The organism is Micromonospora inositola, assembly GCF_900090285.1.
Lineage (GTDB): Bacteria > Actinomycetota > Actinomycetes > Mycobacteriales > Micromonosporaceae > Micromonospora > Micromonospora inositola.
This window is the reverse complement of sequence record NZ_LT607754.1, coordinates 4,788,221-4,812,058: the sequence shown is the minus strand read 5'-3', so window position 1 is coordinate 4,812,058 and position 23,838 is coordinate 4,788,221. Positions and strand designations below refer to the sequence as shown.

General features: G+C 68.3%; 23 protein-coding genes. 11 read left to right on the top strand and 12 right to left on the bottom strand.

All coding sequences use genetic code 11. The features are described from left to right. Nucleotides 1–156: 156 nt before the first annotated feature. A complete protein-coding gene (locus tag GA0070613_RS22905; RefSeq protein WP_231929391.1) occupies nucleotides 157–1,377 on the top strand; it encodes an IS110 family RNA-guided transposase in 1,221 nt (406 codons plus the stop codon). On the opposite strand, the gene GA0070613_RS22900 is transcribed toward GA0070613_RS22905, so the two are convergent. Further along, entirely contained in the window at nucleotides 1,332–2,657 is a 1,326-nt protein-coding gene (locus GA0070613_RS22900) for an IS4 family transposase (RefSeq protein ID WP_231929389.1), read from the bottom strand. The genes GA0070613_RS22905 and GA0070613_RS22900 overlap by 46 nt on opposite strands. 570 nt (nucleotides 2,658–3,227) lie before the next feature. Between GA0070613_RS22900 and GA0070613_RS22895 the strand changes: the two genes are divergently transcribed. Together GA0070613_RS22895 and GA0070613_RS22890 are read left to right on the top strand one after the other, a co-directional pair. After that, complete coding sequence (locus tag GA0070613_RS22895) at nucleotides 3,228–3,656, top strand: STAS domain-containing protein (RefSeq protein WP_157746458.1); 429 nt, start codon at nucleotides 3,228–3,230, stop codon at nucleotides 3,654–3,656. Nucleotides 3,657–4,016: 360 nt separating this feature from the next. Further along, complete coding sequence (locus GA0070613_RS22890) at nucleotides 4,017–5,369, top strand: IS110 family RNA-guided transposase (protein WP_157746457.1); 1,353 nt, start codon at nucleotides 4,017–4,019, stop codon at nucleotides 5,367–5,369. A gap of 305 nt (nucleotides 5,370–5,674) precedes the next feature. Here the strand turns inward: GA0070613_RS22890 and GA0070613_RS22885 are convergent, their stop codons facing one another. Then, on the bottom strand, nucleotides 5,675–6,757 hold the full coding sequence (locus tag GA0070613_RS22885; RefSeq protein WP_089014166.1) for a carboxymuconolactone decarboxylase family protein: 1,083 nt from the start codon (nucleotides 6,755–6,757) through the stop codon (nucleotides 5,675–5,677). A gap of 124 nt (nucleotides 6,758–6,881) precedes the next feature. On the opposite strand from GA0070613_RS22885, the gene GA0070613_RS22880 reads away from it, so the two are divergent. From GA0070613_RS22880 to GA0070613_RS22870, 3 genes are all read left to right on the top strand, one after another. Beyond that, nucleotides 6,882–7,508: a winged helix-turn-helix transcriptional regulator gene (locus tag GA0070613_RS22880; RefSeq protein ID WP_172875879.1), complete on the top strand. Its 627-nt coding sequence runs from the start codon at nucleotides 6,882–6,884 to the stop codon at nucleotides 7,506–7,508. Between the two features lie 484 nt (nucleotides 7,509–7,992). Next, a complete protein-coding gene (locus GA0070613_RS22875; protein ID WP_089014164.1) occupies nucleotides 7,993–8,355 on the top strand; it encodes a YciI family protein in 363 nt (120 codons plus the stop codon). A 4-nt stretch (nucleotides 8,356–8,359) separates the two neighbouring features. Next, on the top strand, nucleotides 8,360–9,574 hold the full coding sequence (locus GA0070613_RS22870) for an RNA polymerase sigma factor (RefSeq protein WP_089014163.1): 1,215 nt from the start codon (nucleotides 8,360–8,362) through the stop codon (nucleotides 9,572–9,574). Here GA0070613_RS22870 and GA0070613_RS22865 read toward each other — a convergent pair. From GA0070613_RS22865 to GA0070613_RS22860, 3 genes are all read right to left on the bottom strand, one after another. After that, nucleotides 9,541–9,888, bottom strand: a complete 348-nt coding sequence (locus GA0070613_RS22865; protein ID WP_089014162.1) for a hypothetical protein — start codon at nucleotides 9,886–9,888, stop codon at nucleotides 9,541–9,543. The two genes, GA0070613_RS22870 and GA0070613_RS22865, sit on opposite strands and share 34 nt — an antisense overlap. Before the next feature lie 113 nt (nucleotides 9,889–10,001). After that, nucleotides 10,002–10,148 (bottom strand): VOC family protein, encoded by a 147-nt coding sequence (locus GA0070613_RS32295; protein ID WP_157746456.1) that lies wholly within the window; start codon nucleotides 10,146–10,148, stop codon nucleotides 10,002–10,004. A gap of 328 nt (nucleotides 10,149–10,476) precedes the next feature. Beyond that, the gene (locus GA0070613_RS22860; RefSeq protein WP_089014161.1) at nucleotides 10,477–11,898 is read right to left on the bottom strand and encodes an aminotransferase-like domain-containing protein; all 1,422 of its coding nucleotides are present in this window, start codon (nucleotides 11,896–11,898) and stop codon (nucleotides 10,477–10,479) included. Here GA0070613_RS22860 and GA0070613_RS22855 point away from each other — a divergent pair. Both GA0070613_RS22855 and GA0070613_RS22850 read left to right on the top strand, forming a co-directional pair. Beyond that, nucleotides 11,882–13,144, top strand: a complete 1,263-nt coding sequence (locus GA0070613_RS22855; RefSeq protein WP_231929388.1) for an aminotransferase class V-fold PLP-dependent enzyme — start codon at nucleotides 11,882–11,884, stop codon at nucleotides 13,142–13,144. The two genes, GA0070613_RS22860 and GA0070613_RS22855, sit on opposite strands and share 17 nt — an antisense overlap. Nucleotides 13,145–13,166: 22 nt before the next feature. Next, on the top strand, nucleotides 13,167–14,441 hold the full coding sequence (locus tag GA0070613_RS22850) for an MFS transporter (protein ID WP_089016133.1): 1,275 nt from the start codon (nucleotides 13,167–13,169) through the stop codon (nucleotides 14,439–14,441). Nucleotides 14,442–14,495: 54 nt separating this feature from the next. Here GA0070613_RS22850 and GA0070613_RS34500 read toward each other — a convergent pair whose 3' ends face one another. Continuing rightward, entirely contained in the window at nucleotides 14,496–14,726 is a 231-nt protein-coding gene (locus GA0070613_RS34500) for a VOC family protein (protein ID WP_172875878.1), read from the bottom strand. Between the two features lie 182 nt (nucleotides 14,727–14,908). Next, a complete protein-coding gene (locus GA0070613_RS33085; RefSeq protein WP_197698958.1) occupies nucleotides 14,909–15,598 on the bottom strand; it encodes a hypothetical protein in 690 nt (229 codons plus the stop codon). A gap of 504 nt (nucleotides 15,599–16,102) precedes the next feature. Between GA0070613_RS33085 and GA0070613_RS34060 the strand changes: the two genes are divergently transcribed. Next, entirely contained in the window at nucleotides 16,103–16,456 is a 354-nt protein-coding gene (locus GA0070613_RS34060; protein WP_331716699.1) for an ATP-binding protein, read from the top strand. Nucleotides 16,457–16,875: 419 nt separating this feature from the next. After that, on the top strand, nucleotides 16,876–17,781 hold the full coding sequence (locus GA0070613_RS22835) for an aminoglycoside phosphotransferase family protein (protein WP_089014158.1): 906 nt from the start codon (nucleotides 16,876–16,878) through the stop codon (nucleotides 17,779–17,781). A gap of 137 nt (nucleotides 17,782–17,918) precedes the next feature. On the opposite strand, the gene GA0070613_RS22830 is transcribed toward GA0070613_RS22835, so the two are convergent. Beyond that, nucleotides 17,919–18,950 (bottom strand): ScyD/ScyE family protein, encoded by a 1,032-nt coding sequence (locus GA0070613_RS22830; protein ID WP_089014157.1) that lies wholly within the window; start codon nucleotides 18,948–18,950, stop codon nucleotides 17,919–17,921. A gap of 385 nt (nucleotides 18,951–19,335) precedes the next feature. On the opposite strand from GA0070613_RS22830, the gene GA0070613_RS22825 reads away from it, so the two are divergent. After that, a protein-coding gene (locus GA0070613_RS22825; RefSeq protein WP_172876011.1) for an IS5 family transposase occupies nucleotides 19,336–20,135 on the top strand; the annotation gives its coding sequence in 2 pieces (ribosomal slippage) (nucleotides 19,336–19,681 and nucleotides 19,681–20,135; 801 coding nt in all). A gap of 8 nt (nucleotides 20,136–20,143) precedes the next feature. Here the strand turns inward: GA0070613_RS22825 and GA0070613_RS22820 are convergent. From GA0070613_RS22820 to GA0070613_RS22800, 4 genes are all read right to left on the bottom strand, one after another. Continuing rightward, nucleotides 20,144–20,455: a hypothetical protein gene (locus GA0070613_RS22820; protein ID WP_157746454.1), complete on the bottom strand. Its 312-nt coding sequence runs from the start codon at nucleotides 20,453–20,455 to the stop codon at nucleotides 20,144–20,146. 312 nt (nucleotides 20,456–20,767) lie between these two features. Next, complete coding sequence (locus GA0070613_RS22815; protein ID WP_231929387.1) at nucleotides 20,768–21,304, bottom strand: GNAT family N-acetyltransferase; 537 nt, start codon at nucleotides 21,302–21,304, stop codon at nucleotides 20,768–20,770. A 153-nt stretch (nucleotides 21,305–21,457) separates the two neighbouring features. Next, on the bottom strand, nucleotides 21,458–22,063 hold the full coding sequence (locus GA0070613_RS22810) for a YdeI/OmpD-associated family protein (protein ID WP_089014155.1): 606 nt from the start codon (nucleotides 22,061–22,063) through the stop codon (nucleotides 21,458–21,460). 807 nt (nucleotides 22,064–22,870) lie between these two features. Beyond that, entirely contained in the window at nucleotides 22,871–23,803 is a 933-nt protein-coding gene (locus GA0070613_RS22800) for a hypothetical protein (RefSeq protein ID WP_157746453.1), read from the bottom strand. Nucleotides 23,804–23,838: the final 35 nt, after the last annotated feature.

The following is a 23,838-nucleotide window of genomic DNA, read 5'->3' as shown; positions in this document are numbered from 1 at the left end:
CACATCGGCTGCCCACCGCTGTTTGGTGTGGCTCATTCATGGCATGCGTCCTGCCGGTCACCGTGGCGCGGAGAGGCTCAAGAGGGGTCTGCCCAGCTCGAAGTAGCGCTGCCCTCCTCGCCGGATTCAGCCCCGGTCTGATCGAGGAGGACGAGCGTGGGACAGGTCATCATCGGTATGGACCCGCATAAGCGGTCCGCGACCATCGAGATGGTCAACGACCGCGAGAAGGTCCTCGCGCAGGGCCGGTTCGGCACCGACCGCGACGGCTACCGGACGATGCTGAAGCTCGGCCGGCAGCACAAGGACCGGGTCTGGGCGGTGGAGGGCTGCAACGGCATCGGCCGGCACATCGCCCAACGCCTCGTCGCAGACGGCGAAACCGTGGTGGACGTGCCGCCGAAACTGTCCGCCCGGGCCCGGGTGTTCGACACCGGTCAGGGCCGCAAAACCGACCCGGTCGACGCCCACAGCGTCGCCGTCGCAGCCCTGCGCGCCAAGGGTTTACGGCAGGTCACCGTCGACGATGTGACCGTTGCGTTGAGGCTGCTGGCCGACCGCCGCGACGGTCTCGGCCACGCCCGCACCGACCTGCTCAACCGCATCCACAAGCTGCTGCTGGAACTGCTGCCCGGCGGAGCGAAGAAGTTCCTGTCCGCCCCGCAGGCCCGCGCCCTGCTCAATACCGTTCGTCCCCGTGACCTGGTCGGGCGCACCCGCCGCCGGCTCACCTCCGAGCTGATCACCGAACTGGTCCAGGTCGACAAGAAGATCAAGGCCGCGGACAAGGAACTGAACGAGCTCGTCGCAACCACCGGCAGCAGCCTGCAGGACCTCCACGGCATCGGCCCCTCCGGCGCCGCCCGCCTGATCGGCGACGTCGCGGACATCAACCGCTTCGCCACCCGCGGACACTTCGCCTCCTGGAACGGCACCGCACCCCTGGACGCCTCATCCGGTGACCAGCAACGCCACCGACTGTCCCGGGCCGGGAACCGGCGCATCAACCGAGCCCTGCACATCATGGCCGTCGTCCAGCTACGCCACGACACCGAAGGCCGCGCCTACTACCGGCGCAAACTCGCCGCCGGCAAGACGTCGATGGAGGCCATGCGCGCACTCAAGCGCCGGCTGTCCGACATCGTCTACAAGCAAATGATCAAAGACGCCAAGAAAGCCGGGACGGGCCCGGGAGGACACGTGGGGGCGACTCTGCAATCCAGCGCGGCCGACCCGATCCCCATGATCGACACTTCGGAACAGTCACTTCCCGGACCCGCCGACACCCAGCCTAGAACCAACGCCGTTCAGTTAGGGCGGTGGTCGGCGTGTCAAGGGTCGGGGCTGATGATGTCGATGCTGGTGGTGGCTTTGTAGCTGTGTCGGTCGATGTTCGGGCCGCGGGCTTGGTATTTGGAGTTCGAGCGTTTGATCATGCGGGTCTTGGTGCGCAGGCGGCGTTCGGGTAGCAGGTTGGCCAGGATCTGAGCGCCGATGACGCCGACCAGGTCGATGACGGTCTCGGCGATGACGCCGGCGGCGTGCACGATCTGGTCACGGGCGGTGTTCAGGGCGGTGGTGAAGCTGGCCCGGTCGGGGTCGAGGCCGGGCTGGCTGTCGGTGGCGTCGGCCATGGCGGTGCGTAAGAGCTGGTAGACGATGAGCAGGGCGTGGATTTCCTGGTCGATGCCGTCGGGGGTGCGGGCGCGTAACACACGTCCGGCGAGGATCGAGGATTTCAGTTCGAGGTAGGCGGTCTCGATCTCCCAGCGTTCGTGGTAGATCCGGATCAACTCGGCGGCGGGATGAGTGTGTGGGTCGAGCAGGGTGGTGATCAGCCGGTAGTCGCCGGTGTGGGTGCCCGCGGTGGTGGTGATACTGATCCGGGCTTCGACGACCCGGACCGTGAGGGCGCCGATCTTGGACAGCCAGGATCCGTCGGGCAGGCGAGCGATCATCGCCAGACGACGGTTGGCTTTGCTGCGGATCAGCAGATGCGCGCCGGTCGCGGCGATGGTGGTCAGCAGGTCGGCGGCGGCGTAGTTGCGGTCGGCCAGCAGCAGCATTCCTGGCTGCAGGCTACGGGTCAGCGTCCGGGCCTGGTCGAGTTCACCGACGGTGACGGGGTCGAACACGGCATCGATCACCGAGCGGGTGCCGCAGGTCAGCAAGGCGCTCAACCGCAGCTGGGGGTACCCGGAACTACCGTTGGCGCAGCGATGCTTGGTGTATCGGCCGGTGTTCGCCGGCGAGTCCGCGACGACCAGGGTGGTGCCGTCGATCACCGTCAGCAGCAGACCTCGCCAGCGCACCTGCCTGGCGCTCGTAGCGGCAGGGCCGCGTAACAGGTCGAACAACGCGCGCACCGGTCGCGGGCCGAGGCGTTGCCGGGCCTGACGTAACGCGCTGCCGCTGGGCGAGGCGATCGGCAGGCCGCGCAGGCCGCTGGTGAGTTTCGACCACACCTGCCGGTAGCCGAGTTCGGCGAACAGGCATCCCGCGAGCAGCAGATACACCACGACCCGCGCCGGCAACAGCCGGACCCGCGACTGTGTACGCCCGGTCGCGACCAGAACATCATCGACCATCTCGAACGGCACCAGCCGGGTCAGCTCGCCCAGATGACCCGGCGCGAACACCCCTGCGGCTACCGTCACCGACCGGGATATGGCAATCTGATCTGCCAGCGGAGCTCCAGGTGTCAGGGCGTCTTAGAGTGACCACCCTCTATACCGGAGCTCCGCTGCTTTACGTCTCAGACACGCCTTGACACGCCGACCACCGACCTAACTGAACGGCGTTGAGCCTAGAACACCACTCCTCGCCGCCTCTTGATGACACAGAGGGGTGTGCCTACATGACATGACATGACATGACGTTGCGTGAGGGTGGTCTGCACGCCAGACGCGACACGCCCCCGTGAAGCCCGCCGTGACCCGCGGCACCAACCCGGGGGTCATCCCATCAGCAGTACCCGCCGACGTTGGGCACGCATCGGCGCGTGGCGCCGAGCCGGGTTGGCGGAAACCATGCGGCTCCCAGCACCTTTGCGAGTAGTCTCCGGGGTAGCTGCGTCGTACCGATTCACGCAGCTCGTCGAGCCTGCAACGCCCCGCTGCATTCGGTTTGTTGCCTCCCCGGCTCCGGGCCCAGCCCCCGCCCGCTCACCAAGCAATCCCTGTAAGCAGTTGGGCCGGAGGAACACAATGTCCACCAAGTTTTCGCCCGTGACTGCGTTGGCGCAGCTACGCATCGCCACGACCTGCCCGTCGCCGACCACGGCCCGGGTCGCCGTGGTCGGAGAGGTCGACCTGGCAACCGCAACAGCCCTACGCGACAGGCTGCTCAGCGTGTTGCACGATCACACTCCCGCTGTACTCGACGTCGACCTCGCCGGGGTTACGTTCCTGGACTGCGCCGGGCTCGGCGCGCTCGTCGCCGGGCGCAACGCCGCCGTCCAAGGCGGACGCCAGATGCGGGTCACCCACCCGCAACCCATCGTCCGCCGGGTATTGGAAGTGACCGGGCTGCTCGGCGTCCTCACCGCCCCGATCGACCAGCCGAAGCCCCTGCCCACAAGATCCGAATACCGGTCGCGGACTGGACCCACCCCCGCGACCGTCACGGAGCCGCCCGGCGTGATCGTTGCCGCCTGACGGAAGCCGGAAGTGGACGTCGCCGACCTGATCGCCGCCGCCCTGCGACCGGGAGTGGTCGCTCGCCCAGGCGATGGACTCGGCTGTCTCGGCGGGCCGCTAGTCGCGGGCGCGCCAGCCGGCGCAACTGTGATGCGAGCCGCGCCACCTTCACCGCGCCAGGACAGCCAGCGCCGTTCTTTGCGGAGTTTCGGCCATGGCGAACCGCACGCTCATCGGCAGATCCGGTCGTTCAGCGACCGGTGAGCCGGCGCCCTGATCGCGGCATAGAAAGACGTTCTGCGTGTCGATGCAGGACGTAGGAACGTCCCCCTGATGCGCTTGTCGGGCTTGGTGTCCCATCGCAGGAGGAGGACGTTCATGGGTAACGGTAGCGGTGTGTCCCGGGGTGATCGCAACCGCAACGCCCGGCTTGCTCGGCTGCGGGCGTTGGTGCCGGTGACCAACGCGATCGTGGGGATCGATTTGGCCGACGCGAAGCAGATGGTCGTAGTCACCGATCACGACTCGAAGGTGTTGGCCCGTAAGACATTCCGCTGCCGGGCCTGGAATCTCGGGGCAGCGCTGGACTGGGCCGCCGAGCGGGCCACGGCGAAAGGCTGGGCGGGGGTGACGGTGGCGTGCGAGCCGACCGGGCACCGGTGGCGGGTCCTCGGCCAGCTCGCTGCGGACCGGGCGATGCCGTTCGTGTGTGTGCAGCCGATGCTGACCTCGTGGGCGCGGCGCAGCGAGGACCTGACCTCGGACAAAACCGATGAGAAGGACGCGGTGCTCATCGCCCGGCTGACCGCGCAGCTGCGCTGCTACGTACCCGAGCCGGTCGATGAGACCTGGGGCCGGCTGCGGCATCTGGGCGCCCGCCGCGAACAGCTCATCATCGAGATGGTCAGCCAGGTCCAGCAGATCCGCGCGCTGCTCGAGTGTGTGTGGCCCGCCGCGCTCGACACCGCCAAGCAGCCGTTGCGGTCCCGCACCTGGGCGGCGGCGATGACGGTGATCTGCCAGCGTGACGGCGGTGACCTCGCCCGCACCCGACGCCTCGGTGCGGCCCGATTCGAGCAGGCCGTGCGCCGTGAGATCACCCGCCGCGGTGGGTGCAAACCCTCGCTGCGCATCCTGCGGCACCTGTTCACCGCGTTGACCGACCCCACCGGGGTGACCGCCCACCGGCCCGGTGCGCTGGAGCGGGTCGCGTTCCTGCTGCAGGACTGGCACACCGCCGCCGACAAACTCACCGACACCGACACCCGGATGACCCGCGTCCTCGACGAGCTCAAGCTGACCGAACTGGCCACCTCCATCCCCGGCCTATCCGCGGTCGGCGCGGCGGCGATCCTCGCCGAGACCGGTGACCCGAACCGGTTCGCCACCGCCCGCGCCCTGGTCAAGCACGCCGGCCTCGCACCGCGGGAGAAACTGTCCGGGACGTTCGTCGGCCGCACCAAACTCACCGGCCAGGGCCGGCCCGCGCTGCGTCTGGCCGCCTGGCGGGCGGTCTGGGGCGCCCAGCGCAGCAATGCCGTCTATGCCGCCCGCTACCAGCATCTGACCACCCGGGAGACCAACAAACTCACGGCGACCCAAGCCCAGACCGTCATCGCCGCGGCGATCCTGCGCCAGTTGCACGCCGTCATCACCACCGGACGAGCGTGGAACGCCGACATCGCCACCTACGGCAGCCACCACCGCAGGCAGGTGGCTCTAGCCGCCTGATTCCTCGTCGCGGCGTTCAAGCTGACGGCCGGGGCGAGCCCTACGCGGCATTGAGACACGCACTGTGATCTCGCCGGTCATCATGGGCAGCCCCGGCCCGTCGTCTCATCAACCCGATTACACGTTGCCGGGGACCAACCCCATCACCGCTATGCAGGGACAGACGACGGCCGAGGCACCGACCAAAAGCTTGACACAAAACGACTTACGCTGATGACCGGATGTTGCTGCGAGCGCCGCTCGGTCGGCGTTTGGGCGTGGCGCGGCCACCGGTTGCGAGCGTCGCGCGGTCCGGGGGCGGCTCGTTACGGTCGGGGGGTGAGGTCGCCACCGCTGGTTGGTGTTGCGGGTGCGGTGTGGAGCCACGACCCGATCCGACGAGCGGCAGCGAAGCTTGCCCAGCCGGCCGCCGCTACGAGCGCTTCGTCTCCGGCTGGTCCGGGGCGCGCCCGTGCGTCGTTGAGCACCTGAGCGTCGACCTGGTAGGAGGCGAGCGCGGCCAGCAGCGCGAGCCGCCCGAGTGGCCGTTGTGGTGCTGGCAGCGTCTCGATGGCGCTTTCGACCCAGCCGCGAGATATGCCTGGCTCCTCGCCACGCCATGCGCTGAGCCGGGTGGCCACTAGTTGTCGCACGTGCTCTGGGAGTGCCTGCTTGCCAACCGCATCGAACGCGGCCGCGGCTCGGCCGAACGCATCGGCGATGACCGGATCGCCTTGAGCCCAGCCGAGGTCGTCGGGCAGCGGGACAGGGGGAAGTAGGTCGAGCGACGCGCCGGGTCGTACCTCGCGAGCGAGCAGCCTCCGGAAGACCGGCACGGCGATGCGTCTGGCGATCGGCTTGATCTTCGAGTCCCCGAACGGGAACGGCGATGCGACAGCGAAGATGTTGACCATGCGGTTGATGTAGTGGTACGCGAGGGCGACGCCGATCAGCTCGGGCGCGTGCTGGTCAGGAAACGGCCGTTGTTGCAGGATGGGCGCGTCCGGCTGGCGGTTCGCGCGTGCCCAAGCAACCACCGCACGCAGGTCCGGATCCGCAATGCCGTCCGTGTCTCCGGAAACGATGGCCGCGGCCGGGGCTCGGTCTCCAAGGGCGTCGAGCATCGTCGTGTGGACGTCCACGCAGTAGGGACACGCGTTGATCGCTGATACCGCGGCGGCAACAGCTTCCTTCTTCGCGCGATCGACAAGCCGGCCGCAGGTCGGTTCACGAACGATGGCCCAGTACGCGCAAAGGACGTCGGGCGCCGGCAGGTGGAGCGCGAACGGCGGTACCAGCATGCCGAAGTCCCGCGCGATCTGCCGACGTACGGCGGACGTATGCGGGTCGTGCACGGCGGGATTGAGGTGCCGGACCTGGCGTCGGAACGGGAGGTCGCGGATCGACATGGTTACCTCCGCTAGATCCCGCTAGATCGGGAGAAGTAGGTAGAGACAAGTTTTCCAAGCTATGCCACGACCTATCAAACTCTTCGATAGGACTACTCGTCAACTGTTCGGTAGCATTAGGCGCATGTCTCGACGCCGATACAGACAGTTCTGCCCGCTCGCCAAGGCGCTCGACGTCCTCGGCGAGCGTTGGACCCTGCTGATCGTCCGTGAGCTCTTGAGCGGGCCGAAGCGGTACACCGACCTGCGGCACGAACTGGAGGGACTGGCCACCGATCTACTTGCGGCGCGACTGCGCGAACTCCAGGAGGCCGGTGTGATCGATCGGCGCGAAGTGCCGCCACCGACGCCGGCGACGGTGTACGAGCTGACCGAGCGCGGCCACGCGCTCAAGCCGACGATCCTCGAGCTCGCGCGCTGGGGACGCCCGCTGCTGCGCGATCCCGCCGACGACCGCCTGCCCGACAGCGCCCTCTTGCTCGGCTTTGAGGCAGCGTTCCACCCGGATGCCGCAGTTGGCCTGGATGAGACCTACGACATCGAGGTGGACGGTGAACGAGTCACCGTTCGGGTTCACGACGGCACGGTCGATGTCACATCAGGTGGCGCCGGGGAACACGCCACGCTCAGGATCGTCACCGATCGACAGGGCTTCATGGAGCTTGCCCGGGGCCACGCAGGAGACCGCGTGCGGATCGACGGTGACGCCGACGCGTTGGTCCGGCTGCAGCGGGTCTTCTCTCTGGCGTAGACCGTGCGCTCCTCTTGCAGGGACAGGGATCGGGCAGCAATAGCCGCGGTTCGTGTTCCAGCGGGTTTCGGCGGATGGCCGAAGAGGAGCTGAGGCGGAAACGCCCGCTATTCGGCAGATCCGGTCGTTCAGCGACCGGTGAGCCGGCGCCCTGATCGCGGCATGACAGCGTGTTGCGCACGAGGTCGCGCCTCGACCGGGGGAATACGGAGCGGCGCTTGCTGGTGAAGCTGCCGAGGGAGCGTGTCGTCGCGCTGATCGCGGCCGGGCACGGCGAACCGTTCGCACCGGCTGGGCGGGTGTTCCGGATAGGGTGGCGGTCCCCCAGGCGTCGCGGACGCGGTGGCGGGCCTGCCAATCGAGGCGCGCGATCACGCCGGGTCGACGGCCGGAGAATAGTTCCGCCGAGGATGTCCAGAACAGGGTGGCGGCTCCGACCAGGAGCCGCGTCCCGGATGAGGGCGCCGGACGGAGAGGATGCGGCATGAAGTATATGATCATGATGTTTGGTGGGCTCGGTGAGACGCTCGCGAACCGGTCGCCGGAGTGGATCAGCGGCATGCAGAAGCTCATGATGGAGATCGACGGTGAGCTGCGGGAGAACGGCGAGCTGGTGGCGAGCGACGCGCTCGTCGACCCGGCGCAGGCGACCACGGTGCGCTTCCACAACGGCGCGCCGCTGCCGACGGACGGGCCGTTCGCCGAGGTGAAGGAGTCCCTCGCGGGCTTCTGGATCGTCGATGTGAGCGAGGAGCGGGCCATCGAGATCGCGTCGCGGGCGGTCGCCTACATCGAGTTTCCGATGGAGGTCCGCCGCCTCATGGACCACCAGCCGCCCCAGTCGTAACCGAGTGAGCGACCAGTCCGTCGGGGACCTGCTGCGCGAGTTCGCGCCGCGGGTCCTCGGCACGCTGGTGCGCCGGCACGGGCAGTTCGACGCGTGCGAGGACGCGGTGCAGGAGGCGTTGCTCGCGGCGGCCCAGCGCTGGCCGGCCGACGGCGTGCCGGAGCGGCCGCACGCCTGGCTGCTGACTGTCGCGACCCGGACGCTGGTCGACTTCTGGCGCCGCGACAGCGCCCGGCGGCGACGCGAACTGGAGGCCGCCGCGCTCGAGCCGGCCGGGGTCTCGGAGACGGCGGACGTCGACGACACGCTCGTCCTGCTGTTCCTGTGCTGCCATCCCGACCTGTCACCCTCGTCGCAGCTCGCCCTGACGCTGCGCGCCGTCGGCGGTCTCACCACCGCCGAGATCGCCGCCGCGTTCCTGGTGCCGGAGGCGACGATCGCAAAGCGGATCGTCCGGGCCAAGCAGCGCATCCGCGCGTCCGGGGCCCGGTTCGAGCTGCCCGCTGCCGAACAGCGGCGGGCGCGGCTCGACGTCGTCCTCCACGTGCTGTACCTGGTCTTCAACGAGGGCTACACCACCAGCGCCGGACCCGTCCTGCATCGCACCGACCTCACCGCCGAGGCGATCCGGCTGACCCGGCTGCTGCACCGGCTTCTGCCCGTCGAGGGCGAGGTCGCCGGGCTCCTCGCGCTGATGTTGCTCACCGACGCCCGCCGGGCCACCCGCACCGACGCCGCCGGCGCGATCGTGCCCCTCGCCGAGCAGCGGCGCGAACTCTGGGACGCGTCCGCGATCGCCGAGGGCATCGCGCTGGTGACCCGGACATTGGGGACGGGGCCGGTCGGGCCGTACCAGATCCAGGCCGCCGTCGCCGCGCTGCACGACGAGGCCGCGACCGCCGACGACACCGACTGGCCGCAGATCCTCGCCCTCTACGACGTCCTCAACCACGTCGCGCCCGGCCCGCTCGTCACGCTGAGCCGTGCCGTCGCCCTCGCGATGGTGCGCGGCCCCCGCGCCGGGCTGGCACTCCTCGGCACGCTTGACGGCGACGACCGGATGGCACACACCCACCGCCTCGAAGCGGTCCGCGCCCACCTGCTCGACCAAGCCGGCGACGTGGCCGCGGCCCGCGAGAGCTACCTGCGCGCGGCGCGGATGACTGCGAGCCGTCCCGAACGCGACTACCTCACGCTGCGCGCCGCCCGCCTCGCCTGAGCGCAGCTACCGGCGCCCATGCGGTTGTTGTGGGCGTCGCCGACCTTTCCGGCGTGCGCTGGCCGGTACTGGGTGGCCAGCTCCACGCCCGGCACGCGCCCGGCAGCGTGGTGAGCATCGCCCCGCTGGAGCGTCTCGGCGACGGTGACGCGGTCGCGCAGGTCCAACAGCATTTGCAACGCGTGGGCGCTGTAGCCGGCGAGCGCCACGACCGCGGCCCGCTCGCTGACCCCGAACTTGTGGGGGCGGTCCCACGCGAACCAGGCATACCAGGACGCAACGAAGCCCTGCTGAAGACCCAGCCACGCCCTCACATCGGCTATGATCGGACGCCCTCATCTCGGCAGATCCGGTCGTTCAGCGACCGGTGAGCCGGCGCCCTGATTGCGGCAGATCCGGATGCCGGAATGCGGCACTGATCATGGCATCAAGCGACGCAGAACTCGTTGCCCTCGGGGTCATGCATGACGACGTGCCCGAGGACGTCGCCGTACCACTCCTCGCGGACCACCGTCGCGTCGGCGGCAACCAGCTCGGGCACCTTCTGCCGGATCAGTCGGGCGCGCTCGGCCATGTCCCAGGGGCCTGGACCGGCACCCGGATATCGATATGCATACGGTTCTTGGCGGACTTGCCCTCGGCCTCATACAGGAACAATCGGACATATTTGTGCGGGTGGCCGGAGCAAGTCCGGCGAACCAAGAACCGATCGACCGCCGGAACTCTACGCCCGGGTGCCTAGCAACGACCGCCTGGCCCCGCCAAGCGGAGCCGAACAGGCGGATCGTTACGTTGGGCCACCACTGAGCGTCCCAGATTGGTGGGAGCAGATTTCCGGCCGGTTGCGGGAGAGGGCACCGGCCCAGGGTTGGAGCATGATGTGCTGGCGAGCGACGGGCACTTTACGAATCGGCACTATGCATGTGTCTTGTCGCCTTGCTCAGTCGGTGCACGCCTTCGGATAGCTGCGCCAGGTCGGCCGTAGCCGCGAAGCCGAGACGTAGATACGCCCCTGTGGGTTCGGCGGCAAAGTAGCCGCTGCCGACGCTGACCGCGACGTCTCGGGCGTGGGCAGCATCGGCGATCGCGGTAGCCGACTGGAGGGGTCCCGGTACGCGTACCCACAGATGCAGGCCGCCCTGGGGGACGCTGGAGAGCGTCCATTCCGGAATCTCCGTGGCGAGTGCGGTGGCGAGGGCCGCGCAGCGTTCGCGCAGCGCGGTGGCCAGCCCGCGCAGGTGCCGATCCCATGACGGTGTGCTGATCAGTTCGACGGCGGCTTCCTGCAGCGGTCGGGCGAGGAAGAAGTCGTCGACGAGCCTGGTCGCGCGCAGCCGGTGGGCCACGGGGCCGCGGGCTATCAGTGCGCCGATGCGCAGGCTCGGTGACGCGGGCTTGGTCAGGGAGGTCAGGTAGACCACTGTGCCGTCGTTGTCGTCGGCTAGCAGGGGGCGGGGCATCGGTCCGCCGTGGCCGAGCAGTCGCGCGAAGTCGTCTTCGAGAATGAACGCCCCGACGGCGCGGGCGATGTCGAGGACCTGGCGGCGGCGCTCGGGTGGCAGAACCGCGCCGGTTGGGTTGTGGAAGGTCGGTTGGCAGTAGAGCAGCCGGGCGCCGGTCGTCGCGAACGCGTCTGCGAGCAGGTCGGGGCGGATGCCATCGGCGTCGATCGGGACGGGAATGGGGCGTAGTCCGGCGGCACGCGCGGCGGCCAGGGCGCCTTGGTAGGTGGGCGACTCGACCAGGATCGGGCTGCCGGGCGCGGCGATGGATCGAAACGCCATGGAAAGGGCGTCTTGTCCGCCGCTGGTGATCAGCACGTCGTCGGCGTCGACGTCGGCGTCGACGAGCCGGGCGAACAGCGAACGCAGTGTTTCCAATCCGGCGGTTGGTGCACGGTCCCAGGCGTCGGGTCGCCGGGCTGCCCGGCTCAGCGCCCCGCCCAGGGCTTTGGTCGGCTGCAGGGAGCGGTGCAGGTAGCCGCCCGCCAGGGTGATCGTGTTCGCCGCTGGCGGGCTGAGCAGGTCGGTGACGGTGCGGGCGTCGACGCTGCGGTCGCCGAGCGCGACCGTCTGCCACGACGTATCAACCGCGCCATGGGGCGGGCGCGACCGGCGGGCCGCCACGAAGGTCCCGCTTCCGGGCCTGGTCACCACTGTGCCTTCGGCGGCCAGCGCCGCAACTGCCCGCGCCACCGTCACTGGGCTCACGCTGTGACTACGCACCAGGTCACGATTGCTGGGCAGCCGGTCACCGGGTGCCAGGCGGGCGATCTCCGCCCGCATCGTGGAGACCAGGACGTCAATAGTGCTACTCTCGACCATGAGAGAACATGATAGCGCTATCACCGCTTCTGGAGAAACGCTCCTCGACCTCACCGCCCTACGGGCCGACACCCCCGGCTCCGAGTCGGTAATCCATTTCAACAACGCCGGCTGCGGCCTGCTCGCCCGGCCGGTACACCAGGCGATGGTCGAGCACCTCGACCTGGAGGCGCGCATCGGCGGCTACGAGGCCGCCGACGTCCGCGCCGCCGAGGTCAGCGATTTCTACGCCGCCACCGCGGAGCTGATCGGTAGCCAGCCAAGCGAGATCGCCTTCGCGGCCAGCGCCACCGATGCCTACACCCGGGCGCTGTCGTCCATCCCGTTCCAGCCCGGTGACGTCATCCTCACCACCCGCAACGACTTCATCTCCAACCAGATCGCCTTCCTGTCGCTACGCAAGCGGTTCGGCATCGAGATCGTGCACGCACCCGACCACCATGACGGCAGCGGCGTTGACGTCGACGCGATGGCGCAGCTCATGCGAACACGGCGTCCGCGCTTGGTCGCGGTAACCCACATCCCCACCAACTCCGGGCTGGTCCAGCCCATCGCGGAGATCGGCCGTCACTGCCGGGACCTGGACCTGGTGTATCTGGTCGATGCCTGCCAGTCGGTCGGCCAGTACCCGATCGACGTCGACGAGATCGGCTGCGACTTCCTGACCGCCACCTGCCGCAAGTTCCTGCGTGGACCACGCGGCACCGGCTTCCTCTACGTCGCCGACCGGATCCTGCGCGACGGCTTCGAGCCGTTGTTCATCGACATGTACGGCGCGCGCTGGACCGGTCCCGACACCTATCGCCCGGTCGACACCGCGGCGCGGTTCGAGGACTGGGAATTCCCCTACGCAGCCGTCATCGGCAGCGCCGCCGCCACCCGCTACGCACTACGCGTGGGCATCGGGCCGATCTCCCGGCGGACTCCCGCCCTGGCCGCCCGGCTACGCGACAAGCTCACGCAGATTCCCGGCGTACGCGTGCTCGACCGCGGCCCGAACCCCGCCGCGCTGGTCACCTTCGACGTCGCCAGCTGGGAACCGGTGCCGTTCAAGCAGGCCCTGGATTCACACCGGATCAACTCGGCACTCAGTTACCAGCACTTCGCCCAGTACGACTTCGCCGACAAGGACGTCGCCTGGGCGCTGCGGCTCTCGCCGCACTACTACAACACCGAGGACGAGGTCGATGCCGTCGCCGACGCCGTCGCCCACCTCACCGCCAGCCGGCGCACCAACGAAAGGTAGCAAGGTCGTGCAGACCCTGGACATGACAGACCAGGCATCGACGGTCGGCCCACCGGCAAGCCTGCGGCACAACCGGGACTTCCTCAAGTTCTGGCTCGGCGAGACCGTCTCCCTGCTCGGCACGCAGGTCACCACCCTCGCCATACCACTGACCGCGATCAACGCCTTCGGCGCCACCGACGAACAGGTCGGCCTCCTGCGCTTCCTGCAGCTCGTCCCGTACCTCGGGCTCGCCGTGCTGTTCGGGGTATGGGTCGACCGCGCCCGGCGCAGACCGATCATGCTCGCCGCCAACCTGGCCCGGATGCTGCTGCTGGCCCTGGTGCCCGCGCTGTACTGGACAGGCGCGCTGAGCATGACTCCGCTGATGATCATCGCGTGCGCTGTCGGTGTCGCCTCGGTGCTGTTCGACGTGAGCTGGATGTCGTATGTGCCCACGCTTGTTCGTGACCCCAGGCACTACGTCGAGGCCAGCGCCAAGATGGGCATCAGCTCGTCGGCCGCCGACATCGCCGGACCAGGCCTCGCCGGGGCCCTGATCAGCGCGGTGACCGCGCCGGTCGCCCTTGTCGTGAACGCTGCCTCGTATCTGGTCTCGCTGGTGTCGCTTCTGCTGATACGCACCCGAGAACCCCAACCGCCGGCCGCCGAACGCCGCCACCTGAGGATCGAGTTGCGCGACGGCCTACGGTGGGTGATCGACAGCCCCATCCTGCGCTGGCTTGCGGGAATCGGCTTCTGCTGCAACTTCTCGATGATCACCGTGTGGACGATGTTCCTCCTCTACGGCACCCGTGATCTGCACCTGAGCTCGACCATCCTTGGTGGCGTCTTCGCAACGGCATCGGTCGGTGGGCTCTTCGGCGCGGTCATCTCGCATAAGGTGATCCAACGGTTCCCCATCGGGCGGGTCTACCTCGTCGCCCAGTCAGCCCTGCTGCTCGGCCCGACGCTGATCGTCGTGGCAGCCGGTCCACGACCGCTGGTTGTCGGGCTGTGCGCCCTGTCGTTCTTCACCACGTACCTCGGGCTCGGCGTAGCCGGCGTCATCATCGTCAGCCTCCGCCAGGCGGTCACCCCGCAATCGATGATGGGCCGGATGACCGCCGTCTTCCGCACCCTGCTCTTCGGCGGCGGCGCGCTCGGCGGACTCACCGCAGGTCTACTCACCGGAGCGATCGGCGCCAAAGCAGCGCTGGCCGTCGCGGCCATCGCCTCGGCCGCCGTGGTGATCGTGCTCGTCGCATCACCCGTGAGCCGGCTGCGCGCCTTCCCTACGGCGGCAACGGCGAAATAGCACAGACAAACGCCTGGTGGCCGGCAGCCGCAGCAGGCTGCCGGCCACCAGGCGTCACAACGCGCTGAAGCACCCAAAAGTAGGCACAAGGTCCAGGTGATGACCGGTTCTTGGTTCGTCAGGGTTCCCCTGGGGCACCTTGAGGAAACCAATGGCAGGGCCCCGGCCATCCAGGTCGACGATGGACGCGTTGTCGGGCTCGTCGAAACCGGATTCCTTGACATAGCCGAGGGCCAGCGCCCAGAAAGCAGCGATCCGCTGGGGATCGTCGGCATCGCATCCCAAGGTCCAAAAGTCGCCACGGCGCCAACGTCCGCGAGCTACGACACGCTGTCATCGACATGACCATGCACCATGGCCAGCATCATGGGCGCCCGGACAGCGGCAGATCCGCGCATGCAGACCTCGCTGCGGCATGCCTTTCTTCGGGGCATCCAGGGTGCAACGGCGACTGGAACCGCTTCTTTTCACCAATACAACGGCTGCTCCATGGTGGGATCGGCAGAGACCACGTCGAGGAGCGGGTCAGCGATGAGCTGGTTGACCAGCAGCGCACCGCCACCGATCCCGGCCCAGTGCGGATCGACGTCCAGGGCAACGCACCAGGCGTGATCGGCAGGCCAGACGAACGCCGGTTCCACCGCATCGAGCCGGCACTGCCCCGGCCACGCCTCGGCGGTGTCCCACGTGCCGATCTCGGCCAGAGGCCCACGGAACAGCCAATACGCGCGGTGGGGCACCTCCACCTTCGGCGCCTGCAGGACCGAGGGCGAGGCACCGGACGTCGGTGCCAGTCCCGGCCGGGCGGCTGCCCGCCCGATCTGGTCCTCCAAGTTGTCGACGCCCGCGTACGCGGCATCGTCGTCGGTGACAGGCCCGGCGTTGGCGAAGCCTTCCCAGACACAGAAGTAGCACTCGTCCGGGGTGGTGGTGCAGGCCGCCAGTAGCTCGAACAGCCTCGGCAGCTGATCTGTGCGCCAGTCCTCGGCCTCCACGTCGTTCTCGCTTTGGCCCGGGCGTACCGGATCAGGCAAGAGAAGAAGCCGCGCGTAGGCGTCCAAGCCGGCAGGGCCGAAGCGCACCAGCTGCTGCCACGGCAGGGTGGTGTGGACGATCCAGTCGGCGGCCGCCAAGTCCGAGCAGAAGGTGAGAGTCACCGTCCAGTTCTATCGCCACACCCGTTCGGCCGCACCTACCACGCCAGGCATCCCCGCGTCGAGGAGCTGGGTCATTGTGACGGCCGCCGCAGCATCAGCAGCCGCAACCTGGCACGAGAGGCACACTCCCGGCTCAGGCCCACTGTCCGCGGGCCGAACCTGCTGGACTCGCCACTGGAGTGCACTCAATTCGCACGACCGCGCGCCGAGCACCGCCGCGCGTCCGTCGCACCGTGACGCCCGGTCGGCGGCAGTTGAGTGCGCGACCGAACGCGCGCACCGCGACATTGTGCGCACGGAACGCGGCATGGTCGAACGCTTCACCGCGTCAGGTGGGGACGCCCTCCGCGACGTGGGCTCGCTATCGGGATGGCGGCAGCGGGATTGGTCAGCCTGGTGGGGATGGGGCTGGTAGGCGTGGTCGCGGCGAACTCACCTGGTGTGGTCGAGGCCACCCAACTTCACTGACGCAGCCTGTCAGGGAAGTTCCCGGAGGCTGTGCACATGACCACCGCCACCACCCCGCCCACGCAGATGCTTGCGGCCCGGACCGCATCGATCGATTCTCGCGTGCCGCTAGTCGAACCGTTGGCTACGCCACCGACGGGGGGTCGAGCCGAGCGACTGCTCCTGCCGGCTACCTTTGTCACGAGCCTGGGCAACGGCATCCAGCTCGTCGCCTCCGCGATCCTGGTCTTCACTACCGCGGGCAGCGCACTGTCGGTGGGGTGGCTCGCCGCAGCCATGATCGACCGGCTCGTCCACCACGCCGAAGTCATCTCGATGAAGGGCGACAGCTACCGGCTCAAAGACCGCGACCTCGGCCGCGTTCCCGCAGCCACCAAGGCCAACGACTAAAGATCAACAAGACCAGAGGTAGTCAAAGTTCAGCCGGAACCCGATGGTCAGGATTCGAGCGGCGTTGACATGGTCCAGCAATTCTTCCTCGGCAGAGGCGCCAGTAACCCCGAACGAAGTCACGCACCCGGTGGCGGGGCTCCGGCCTGCGAAAACGCCGTCCGACAGTCAACATCAGGTCATCGAACAACACCCGCCACCGCTGGGCGTCTACCCTGTATCCCGCAGCCACCGCTGCGTCATGGTCAGTCCACACAACCGTCCATGATTGACGGTGGCTGCCTTCGTTACTGCACCACCTCAACCCGCAGCTTGCCAAGGTGAACATCACGGCTGGAGTTGCTATGGGGTGTGCTCAAGCGGCGAGCTGTCGTTCAGGTCCCCACACTTCAAGTTCCCTTGTCAGACAAGGACGTCAAGTGAACAACACACCGCATCTCGGTCCCGTGCCCCAGCGCATTGCCGTCGACGCGGAACAGGTGCGTCGGCTTGTCGCCGACCAGTTCCCTCAGTGGGCCGGCCTCCCGGTTCAGCCCGTAGCCAACGGTGGCTGGGACAACTGGACCTTCCACCTCGGCAACCGGATGTCGGTGCGTTTGCCCAGCGCATCCGAGTACGCCTTGGCGGTCGACAAGGAACACGGGTGGCTTCCGGCGCTTGCCCCCCGACTCCCGCTGCCCATCCCCGCCCCACTGGCAAAAGGCGAACCCGGCGCGGGCTATCCCTACTCGTGGTCGGTCTACCAATGGCTCGACGGCGAGTGTGCGAGCGCGGACCGTATCGCCGACCCCGTCCGGTTCGCGCTCGACCTGGCCGGGTTCCTGGCGGCCTTGCAGAGCGTCGATACCACTGACGGTCCCCGCCCCGGACAGCACAACTGGTACCGGGGCGGCACGCTGCGCACCTACGATGGAGAAGCGCAGCGCGCGCTCACGGCACTCGACGGCCACGTCGACATCGACCTGGCTCGGGAGATCTGGCAGAGCGCACTGGACGCACGCTGGGACGGTGTGAAGAGCTGGTTCCACGGTGACGTCGCCCAGGGAAATCTCCTGCTCATCGACGGGGAGTTGGCAGCCGTCATCGACTTCGGGACATGCGGCGTGGGTGATCCGGCCTGTGATCTGGCAATCGCGTGGACATTGCTGACCGCTGACGGCCGGCAGGCGTTCCGGGAGCGACTGTCCATCGATGAGGCGACATGGGCGCGCGGGCGCGGCTGGGCCCTCTGGAAGACGCTCGTCACCTGCTCCTACACCGTGGGCGATGCCGACGAGCCGGCCGCCAACGCGCTGCGCATCCTCGGCGAAATCTTCTCGGAATAAACGGCCGGCACCGTTTGTTGGCAGGGCGTGAGTCCACATGCGAGACCCCGCCGCACGGTGTGCAGCGGGGTCTGCTCACGCGCCGCTGCCGCCACGATCCAGTCAGCAGCAAGGCGTCGGGTGCTTGGGCGACGACCTCAGGGCGTGAAGGTCACCACCGACCCGTTACCGAAGGCATCGACGGTTGCGTACAGCCTCCCGTTGGCCCACTCGAGTGCGGCCGGGGTCGGCACTTCTGCAAACGGCTTAGCACCGCCAGCAGAGACGGTGGAGATCCGATTGCCGAACATCTCCGCCACGTAGATGGTGCCGTCGGGAGCGACGGCGAGGTTCGTCGCGGTGAGGAAGCCCCCGGCGACCTCCGCGACGTGACCGGTGGCGAGGTTGACCGAGTAGACCGAGCCTCGGGCGCCGAGGCTCGGATCCTCCGGGCCGCCGGGCAGGCTCGACACGTAGAGCAGACCGTCCGGACCGAGCTCGACATCCGTGGGTACCGGCTCGAAGTTGTAGGTCTTGCCGACGGTGCATTCGGGCAGCCCGATGCCGGCAGCAACCTCTGCGGTGACTACGAACGGCTGGGGCGGCAGCACCGCGACCGTGCTGATTCTGCCGTTGGGTGCGACGCGGACGATATCGTTACCTGCCGCATCGCCGACGATGCGCGACCCGTCCGGCAGGATCGCGACGGAGTACGGGTGGGACTCGACAATCCCGGGGTAGGGATCGCCGCCGATTTCCACCGGCACCTGCTCCGCGCACCCCGGTGCGAGCCCCTGGAAGCCATAGCCGTTGACCTGGTCCGGGTTGACGGTTGCCTCATACTCGCCGACATCGCCGAGAGACCGTACCTTCCCGCTGGCCAGAACGCGCCTCACCTCGGCGAAGAGTCCGTCCTCACTCTCACCACTGGTGGTGAAGGTCACCGTTCCCGGGCCGTCCGCGGCAACACCCGCGATCTCCGCGCCGGGCGTCGACACGAGGTCGGTCGTACCCTTCTTTCCCACCGCCGTCAGCTTCCCCGCGAAGGACTGGGAGACGTAGACCGTCCCGTCACTACCCACCGCCAGCTGGAGCGGTCCGGCCAGACCGTCGACGATCGGGGCGGATGCGGTTGCGGCCGCCGCGGGCGTCGCCGAAGGCAACACCAACGCCATGGCCGCGACGGCCACGACGGCCGCGTGTGAACGTCTTCGTACCATGCTTGACCCCCTGTTGGACATGCTTGTCCCCCTGTGGCGCGCCCATTGCGCCCGGCAATTGTCACTGCACGTAGGACCTGCGGTTCCGTATCGGTCACGATTCAGACAGTGCCAACCTCAAGGAGGACCGCAAGGAGGGGTACGACAGCCGTCGGTCAGGTGCCTGTAGCTGGCCAACTAGGGCGGTGGCGATGACTGTTCGGGTGGGCGCCCGCGGGCGCGGGCCGCGTGGGAGATGGCGATTCCGGCTAATTGGCGGCGGCCCCAAGGGGCTCCGCCAGGGCGTCGAGTAAGGGCGCGTCTCATTTGGATGGTCGTTGGCCTGGGGGCATGATTTGCTCCCGTGGACGAGGCCATGATCCGCACCTGGGCGCCGGATGATCTCTGGGAGATAGCGGCGCCGTTGATCCCGCCCGCGCCGGTTCGTCGGCAGGGTGGTGGTCGCCGGCGGGTGGATGACCGGGCGGTGCTGGCCGCGATCGTGTACGTGACCCAGGCGGGTTGTTCCTGGTGGAAGCTGCCTGAGGCGTCGTTCGGTGTCACCAGGGCCACCGCGCACCGCAGGTTCACCGAGTGGACCGCGGCCGGGTTCTGGCTCCGGCTGCACGAGGCGACCCTGGACCGGCTCGGCGCCGACCGGCGGATCGACTGGTCGAGGGCGGTGGTCGACTCGATCAGTGTGCGGGCGGAAAAAGGGGCGATCTGACTGGCCCAAACCCGGTCGACCGCGGCAAACCAGGCAGCAAACTCCACGTCATCTGCGACCGGAAGGGGCTGCCCCTGGCTGTGCTGGTCACCGCCGCGAACGTCCACGACAGCCAACTGCTGCTGCCCATGCTCGACAGCGTCCCGGCGATCCGCACACCCAACGGGCGCCGCCGGTGGCGGCCAGACAAGTTGCACGCCGACAAGGCGTACGACGCCCGCGAGCTGCGCCGCGAGGTCCGGCGACGGGGGATCAAGGTACGCATCGCCCGTAAGGGCATCGAGTCCTCCACGCGTCTGGGCCGGCACCGCTGGGTCGTTGAAGCCTGCATGTCCTGGCTGATGCGCTACCGGCGCCTCGTTCGCCGCTATGACCGCAAGGGCGATCACTTCGAAGCCTTTGCCACGATCGCCAGCACCCTGATCTGCTACCGCCGCCTCACCAAATGAGACGCGTCCTAAGATGCGTCGCGATTATCGACGGTGATTCGATCGATGCCATCCCACCGGGTGCCCGTCTCCCCGGTCGCGACCGCGGTGTCCAGCGACCGGGCGAGCAACGAGGGCTCGATGTACGGCGTGTCGTCGTCAAGGGCTAGCTCGTCGGCGAGGAAACGCTGAGCACCGAAGAGCAGCACGTAGAGCGCCACCCGGGGCACCACCACCCAAGTCGTCACGCGCGCGAGCAAGTACGTTGGCACGGCGGCCGGCAGCCGGCGACGCCGCTGGCGAATTTCATCCAGACTCAGGTCCGGACGCACAACAGGCACGCCCAGCGCTTCTTCACAACCGCTGCACGACCGACGTGGAGCGCCGGCGTCGGCGCAGGCGCCGATACGCCAGCCCGGGCAGCGACACCCTCGGCCTCGTGTGGGCTCGCCTCTCCGCGACGACCAGCGCACAACGACTAACCCGCTCCCTGGCCGCGTCATAGAACTCGGGCCGACCGAGGTGGATCATCGGAATGAGGATGAACCGAAGAGGGTCTCCCGGCACTCCAAGCGGATGATCGCACTGCGCACACCCAGGCCGGTGACCCCGATGATCTGCACCGCGACCCCTGACTGACCGCTGCACGGCAATCAATTCGCCGCCGGGATTTCCTCCAGCCGTAGCTTTAGGACCTGCTCGTGGTTGAACATCTGTCCTGTGGGTTGGAACCCGTACCGCTGGTAGAAGCCCATCGGCGAGCCCTCTCCCGGAACCACGCTCGTCATCAACACATCCGCGCCCGGACGGGTCTTCACATACGTGACCACACAGTCCAGGGCCGCGCGACCGTAGCCGCGGCCTTGGAAACGCGCGTCGATCAGCAGCCGCCAGAGGTAGAAGCGCCAAGGTATGTGGGGACTACCAGGGGGAACGTCATCGCCGAGCATCACGAAGCCCACCGGGGCCTTTCCCGAGTAGACGGCCCGGTACCACGGCCTGGCGTGCGGAGTGGCTGCTGCTTCGACAAGCGATTGCCCGACGCCGTCAACGAAGGCCTCTTGCCCCGCCGCTACTCGCAAGCCCTCGATAGACATACGATTGCTCTCCGTGATCACACGCAGCGTCACCGGTTCAGACGCCTCAGGCGTGCGACGGTCCGCCGAGTTCATGACCTCATCATCGCGCATCTGCACCCTGCTATGAGACCACCGACCGACTCACGTCCCACGGCTGAACATCCTCAATTCGGCAGATCCGGGAGCTGGGCGATCCAACTCGTCGTGACCTTCGTTGGAGCGCGGATCGCGGCAGATGAGTGCACATGATCATGAAGACGCCGATTACGGCGAGTTCGAAGGCTTGGCCTTCTGCGGGTAAATCGTCTCGTGACGGGCCAGCATGGCAACGAACTCGCTGATCTTCCGCTCGCGGGTCTGCGCCCGTTTGACGGCATTGACGCGGTGGATGAGAGCGAACCGGTTGGTCTTGGTGAGTACGTCGAACATGGCCTGGGCGGCGGGGTCGGCGGCGATGGCGGCGAGGAGGTCGGCCGGCACCTCGGCTTCCGACGGCGGGGCGTAGGCGGCCGCCCACCGCCCGTCCGCCTTCGCGGCTTCCACCGCGACGCGGCCTGGGGGCAGCATTCGCCCCTGCGCCTGCAGCCGGGCCACGTGGGCGACGTTGCGTTGTGACCAGGAACTGCGGGGCCTGCGAGGGGTGAACCGGATCCAGGAGGTCTCCTGATCCCGTTTACGGGCCTGCCCGTCGATCCAGCCGAAACACAGGGCCTCGTCGACCGCCTGCTGCCAGGTCACCGTCGTGACTGTGCCGCCCTTCTTGGTCAGGGCGAGCCAGACGCCGGGCGACGTGGCGTGGTTGGCCAACAACCACGCGCGCAGCGCGTCGGCGTCCGCGACGATCAACTCATCCAGCTCGGCACTCGCCATGACGGCAGGCTATCGCTGCGCCGTGGCCGCAGCCTCTGCCTGTTGGACCGCCCGACTCGTCGGGCTGCCGGCGCGCCGGTCGCTCGGCGGACCGTCGGGGGCAGGACCTCGATGCTCAGGACGGTCTCGACGTCGGGCCGGCATGTCGGACTCCTCGTGCACGTGCCGGTTGCGGCGAGCGTCGTCCACGACCACGGGCCTCTGCCAATCGCCAGCGCCATCCACGGTGGCCGCCAGACGCCGTACGAGCCGGCGACGCCCGGCGATCCAGCCGCGACCTCAACCGCTCGGTCTGCGGCAGATCCGGACGTTCGATCTTGGCCCCGGGGAAGCTGGCGGGCCTGTCGCCGTCAACGGTCCGGCCGCGGGCGATCATTTCTCTCGAGTAGCGGTCCATGTAGGACCAATGCTCTTCCAGCCGCTCGTCACGCAGCGCCACAGAGCTGGGCCGGTCGCGGTGGTAGCAGAAGAACTCCATGCCCCAAAGTCTGGCCTCCATGCCAGACACCGACGCGGACGGGGACCACCCAGCCGTGTCACGGTCCCGGCAAGGTCCCAATATGTCTGATTGATCCAGGGGTGAGGCGGCCGACGCTCACGATCGGCGGCAGATCCGGATGCCGTCGCCCAGAGATCTCGGACGTCGTCCGACACGAGGTCGGTGGCCGTCACTCAACAGGCAGAGCACCGGCGTTCGACGGAGGTTGAGGGTTCGAGACCCCCGGCCATCCGGCGCCTCAGGGCTGCCGGCCGACATGGCGGCAGCAGCGGATGGCTGGCGCCGCCGATGGTGTGGCAACGGTCCGGCTACCCGGCTGCCGCCGGCGCCCGTGCGGCCGTGTTCTCAGCTGCCGCGGCTCTACGCTCGACCAGCAGGAATAGCGCCACGAGGCTGATCAGCCCCCCGGCTACGCAGGTGAGGAACGTGCCGGTTGCGTGGGCGGCGAAGGTTTGGCCGGTGGGCGCCCACTGATCGCCGGACAGGATGGTGGGCATGCTGAGGAAACCGGTGCCGACCATGCCGCCGGCACCGAGCCACGTCGCGATCAGGGGCAGCGTGAACCGCCGCTCCTTGCCCCATCTGTGGACGAGCACCAGTACGCCCAGGACAGCGCACAAGATCTGCATCGCCGCCACAACGTCGCCGAGCCGCAGCCAGACGTCCCGCGGCCCGGGGTGCAGCCCGACGGTAGCGCCGAACGCCCAGGACAGCCGCAGGCCGGCCAGGCCGGTGGCCAATACTGCGGCTGCCCACGCCAACGGAACCTGCGCCAGGTGCGTTGAACCCGCCGGCACCTGCCCCACGGTGCCCAGCAGAGCAGTGCGGAACCGGGCCCACGCGTAGACCGGGAGGGCGACCGCGAGTCCGGCGCCCAGCACGATGAAGCTGCCGTAGACGATGACGAAGGTCCACGGCTCGAGTGTCGGTTCAGTGCCATCTGCAGCCGTGGCCGGGGGTGCCCACCAACCGGCAGCCACGAATACCGCGGCCGCCGGCATGAGGACGATGAACGGAGCGAGCAGCCCGGCGCTGACCCACATCGGCACAGCGATCAGCCAAAGTGGGATGCGCATTCCCCAGGAACGTGCCGTGGCCAGCGCCACGATCGCCCCCACGATGCCGAGGCCGGCGGTACTGATGTTGCCGGCCATCCAGTCAGCACGGGAGAGTCCGCGCATCTCGCTGATGCCGACCGAACTTCCGGCGATCCAGGCAACCTTCAGCAACGTGTAGGTCAACGCCGCACCGAACGCCGCATAACCAGCGATTCGCC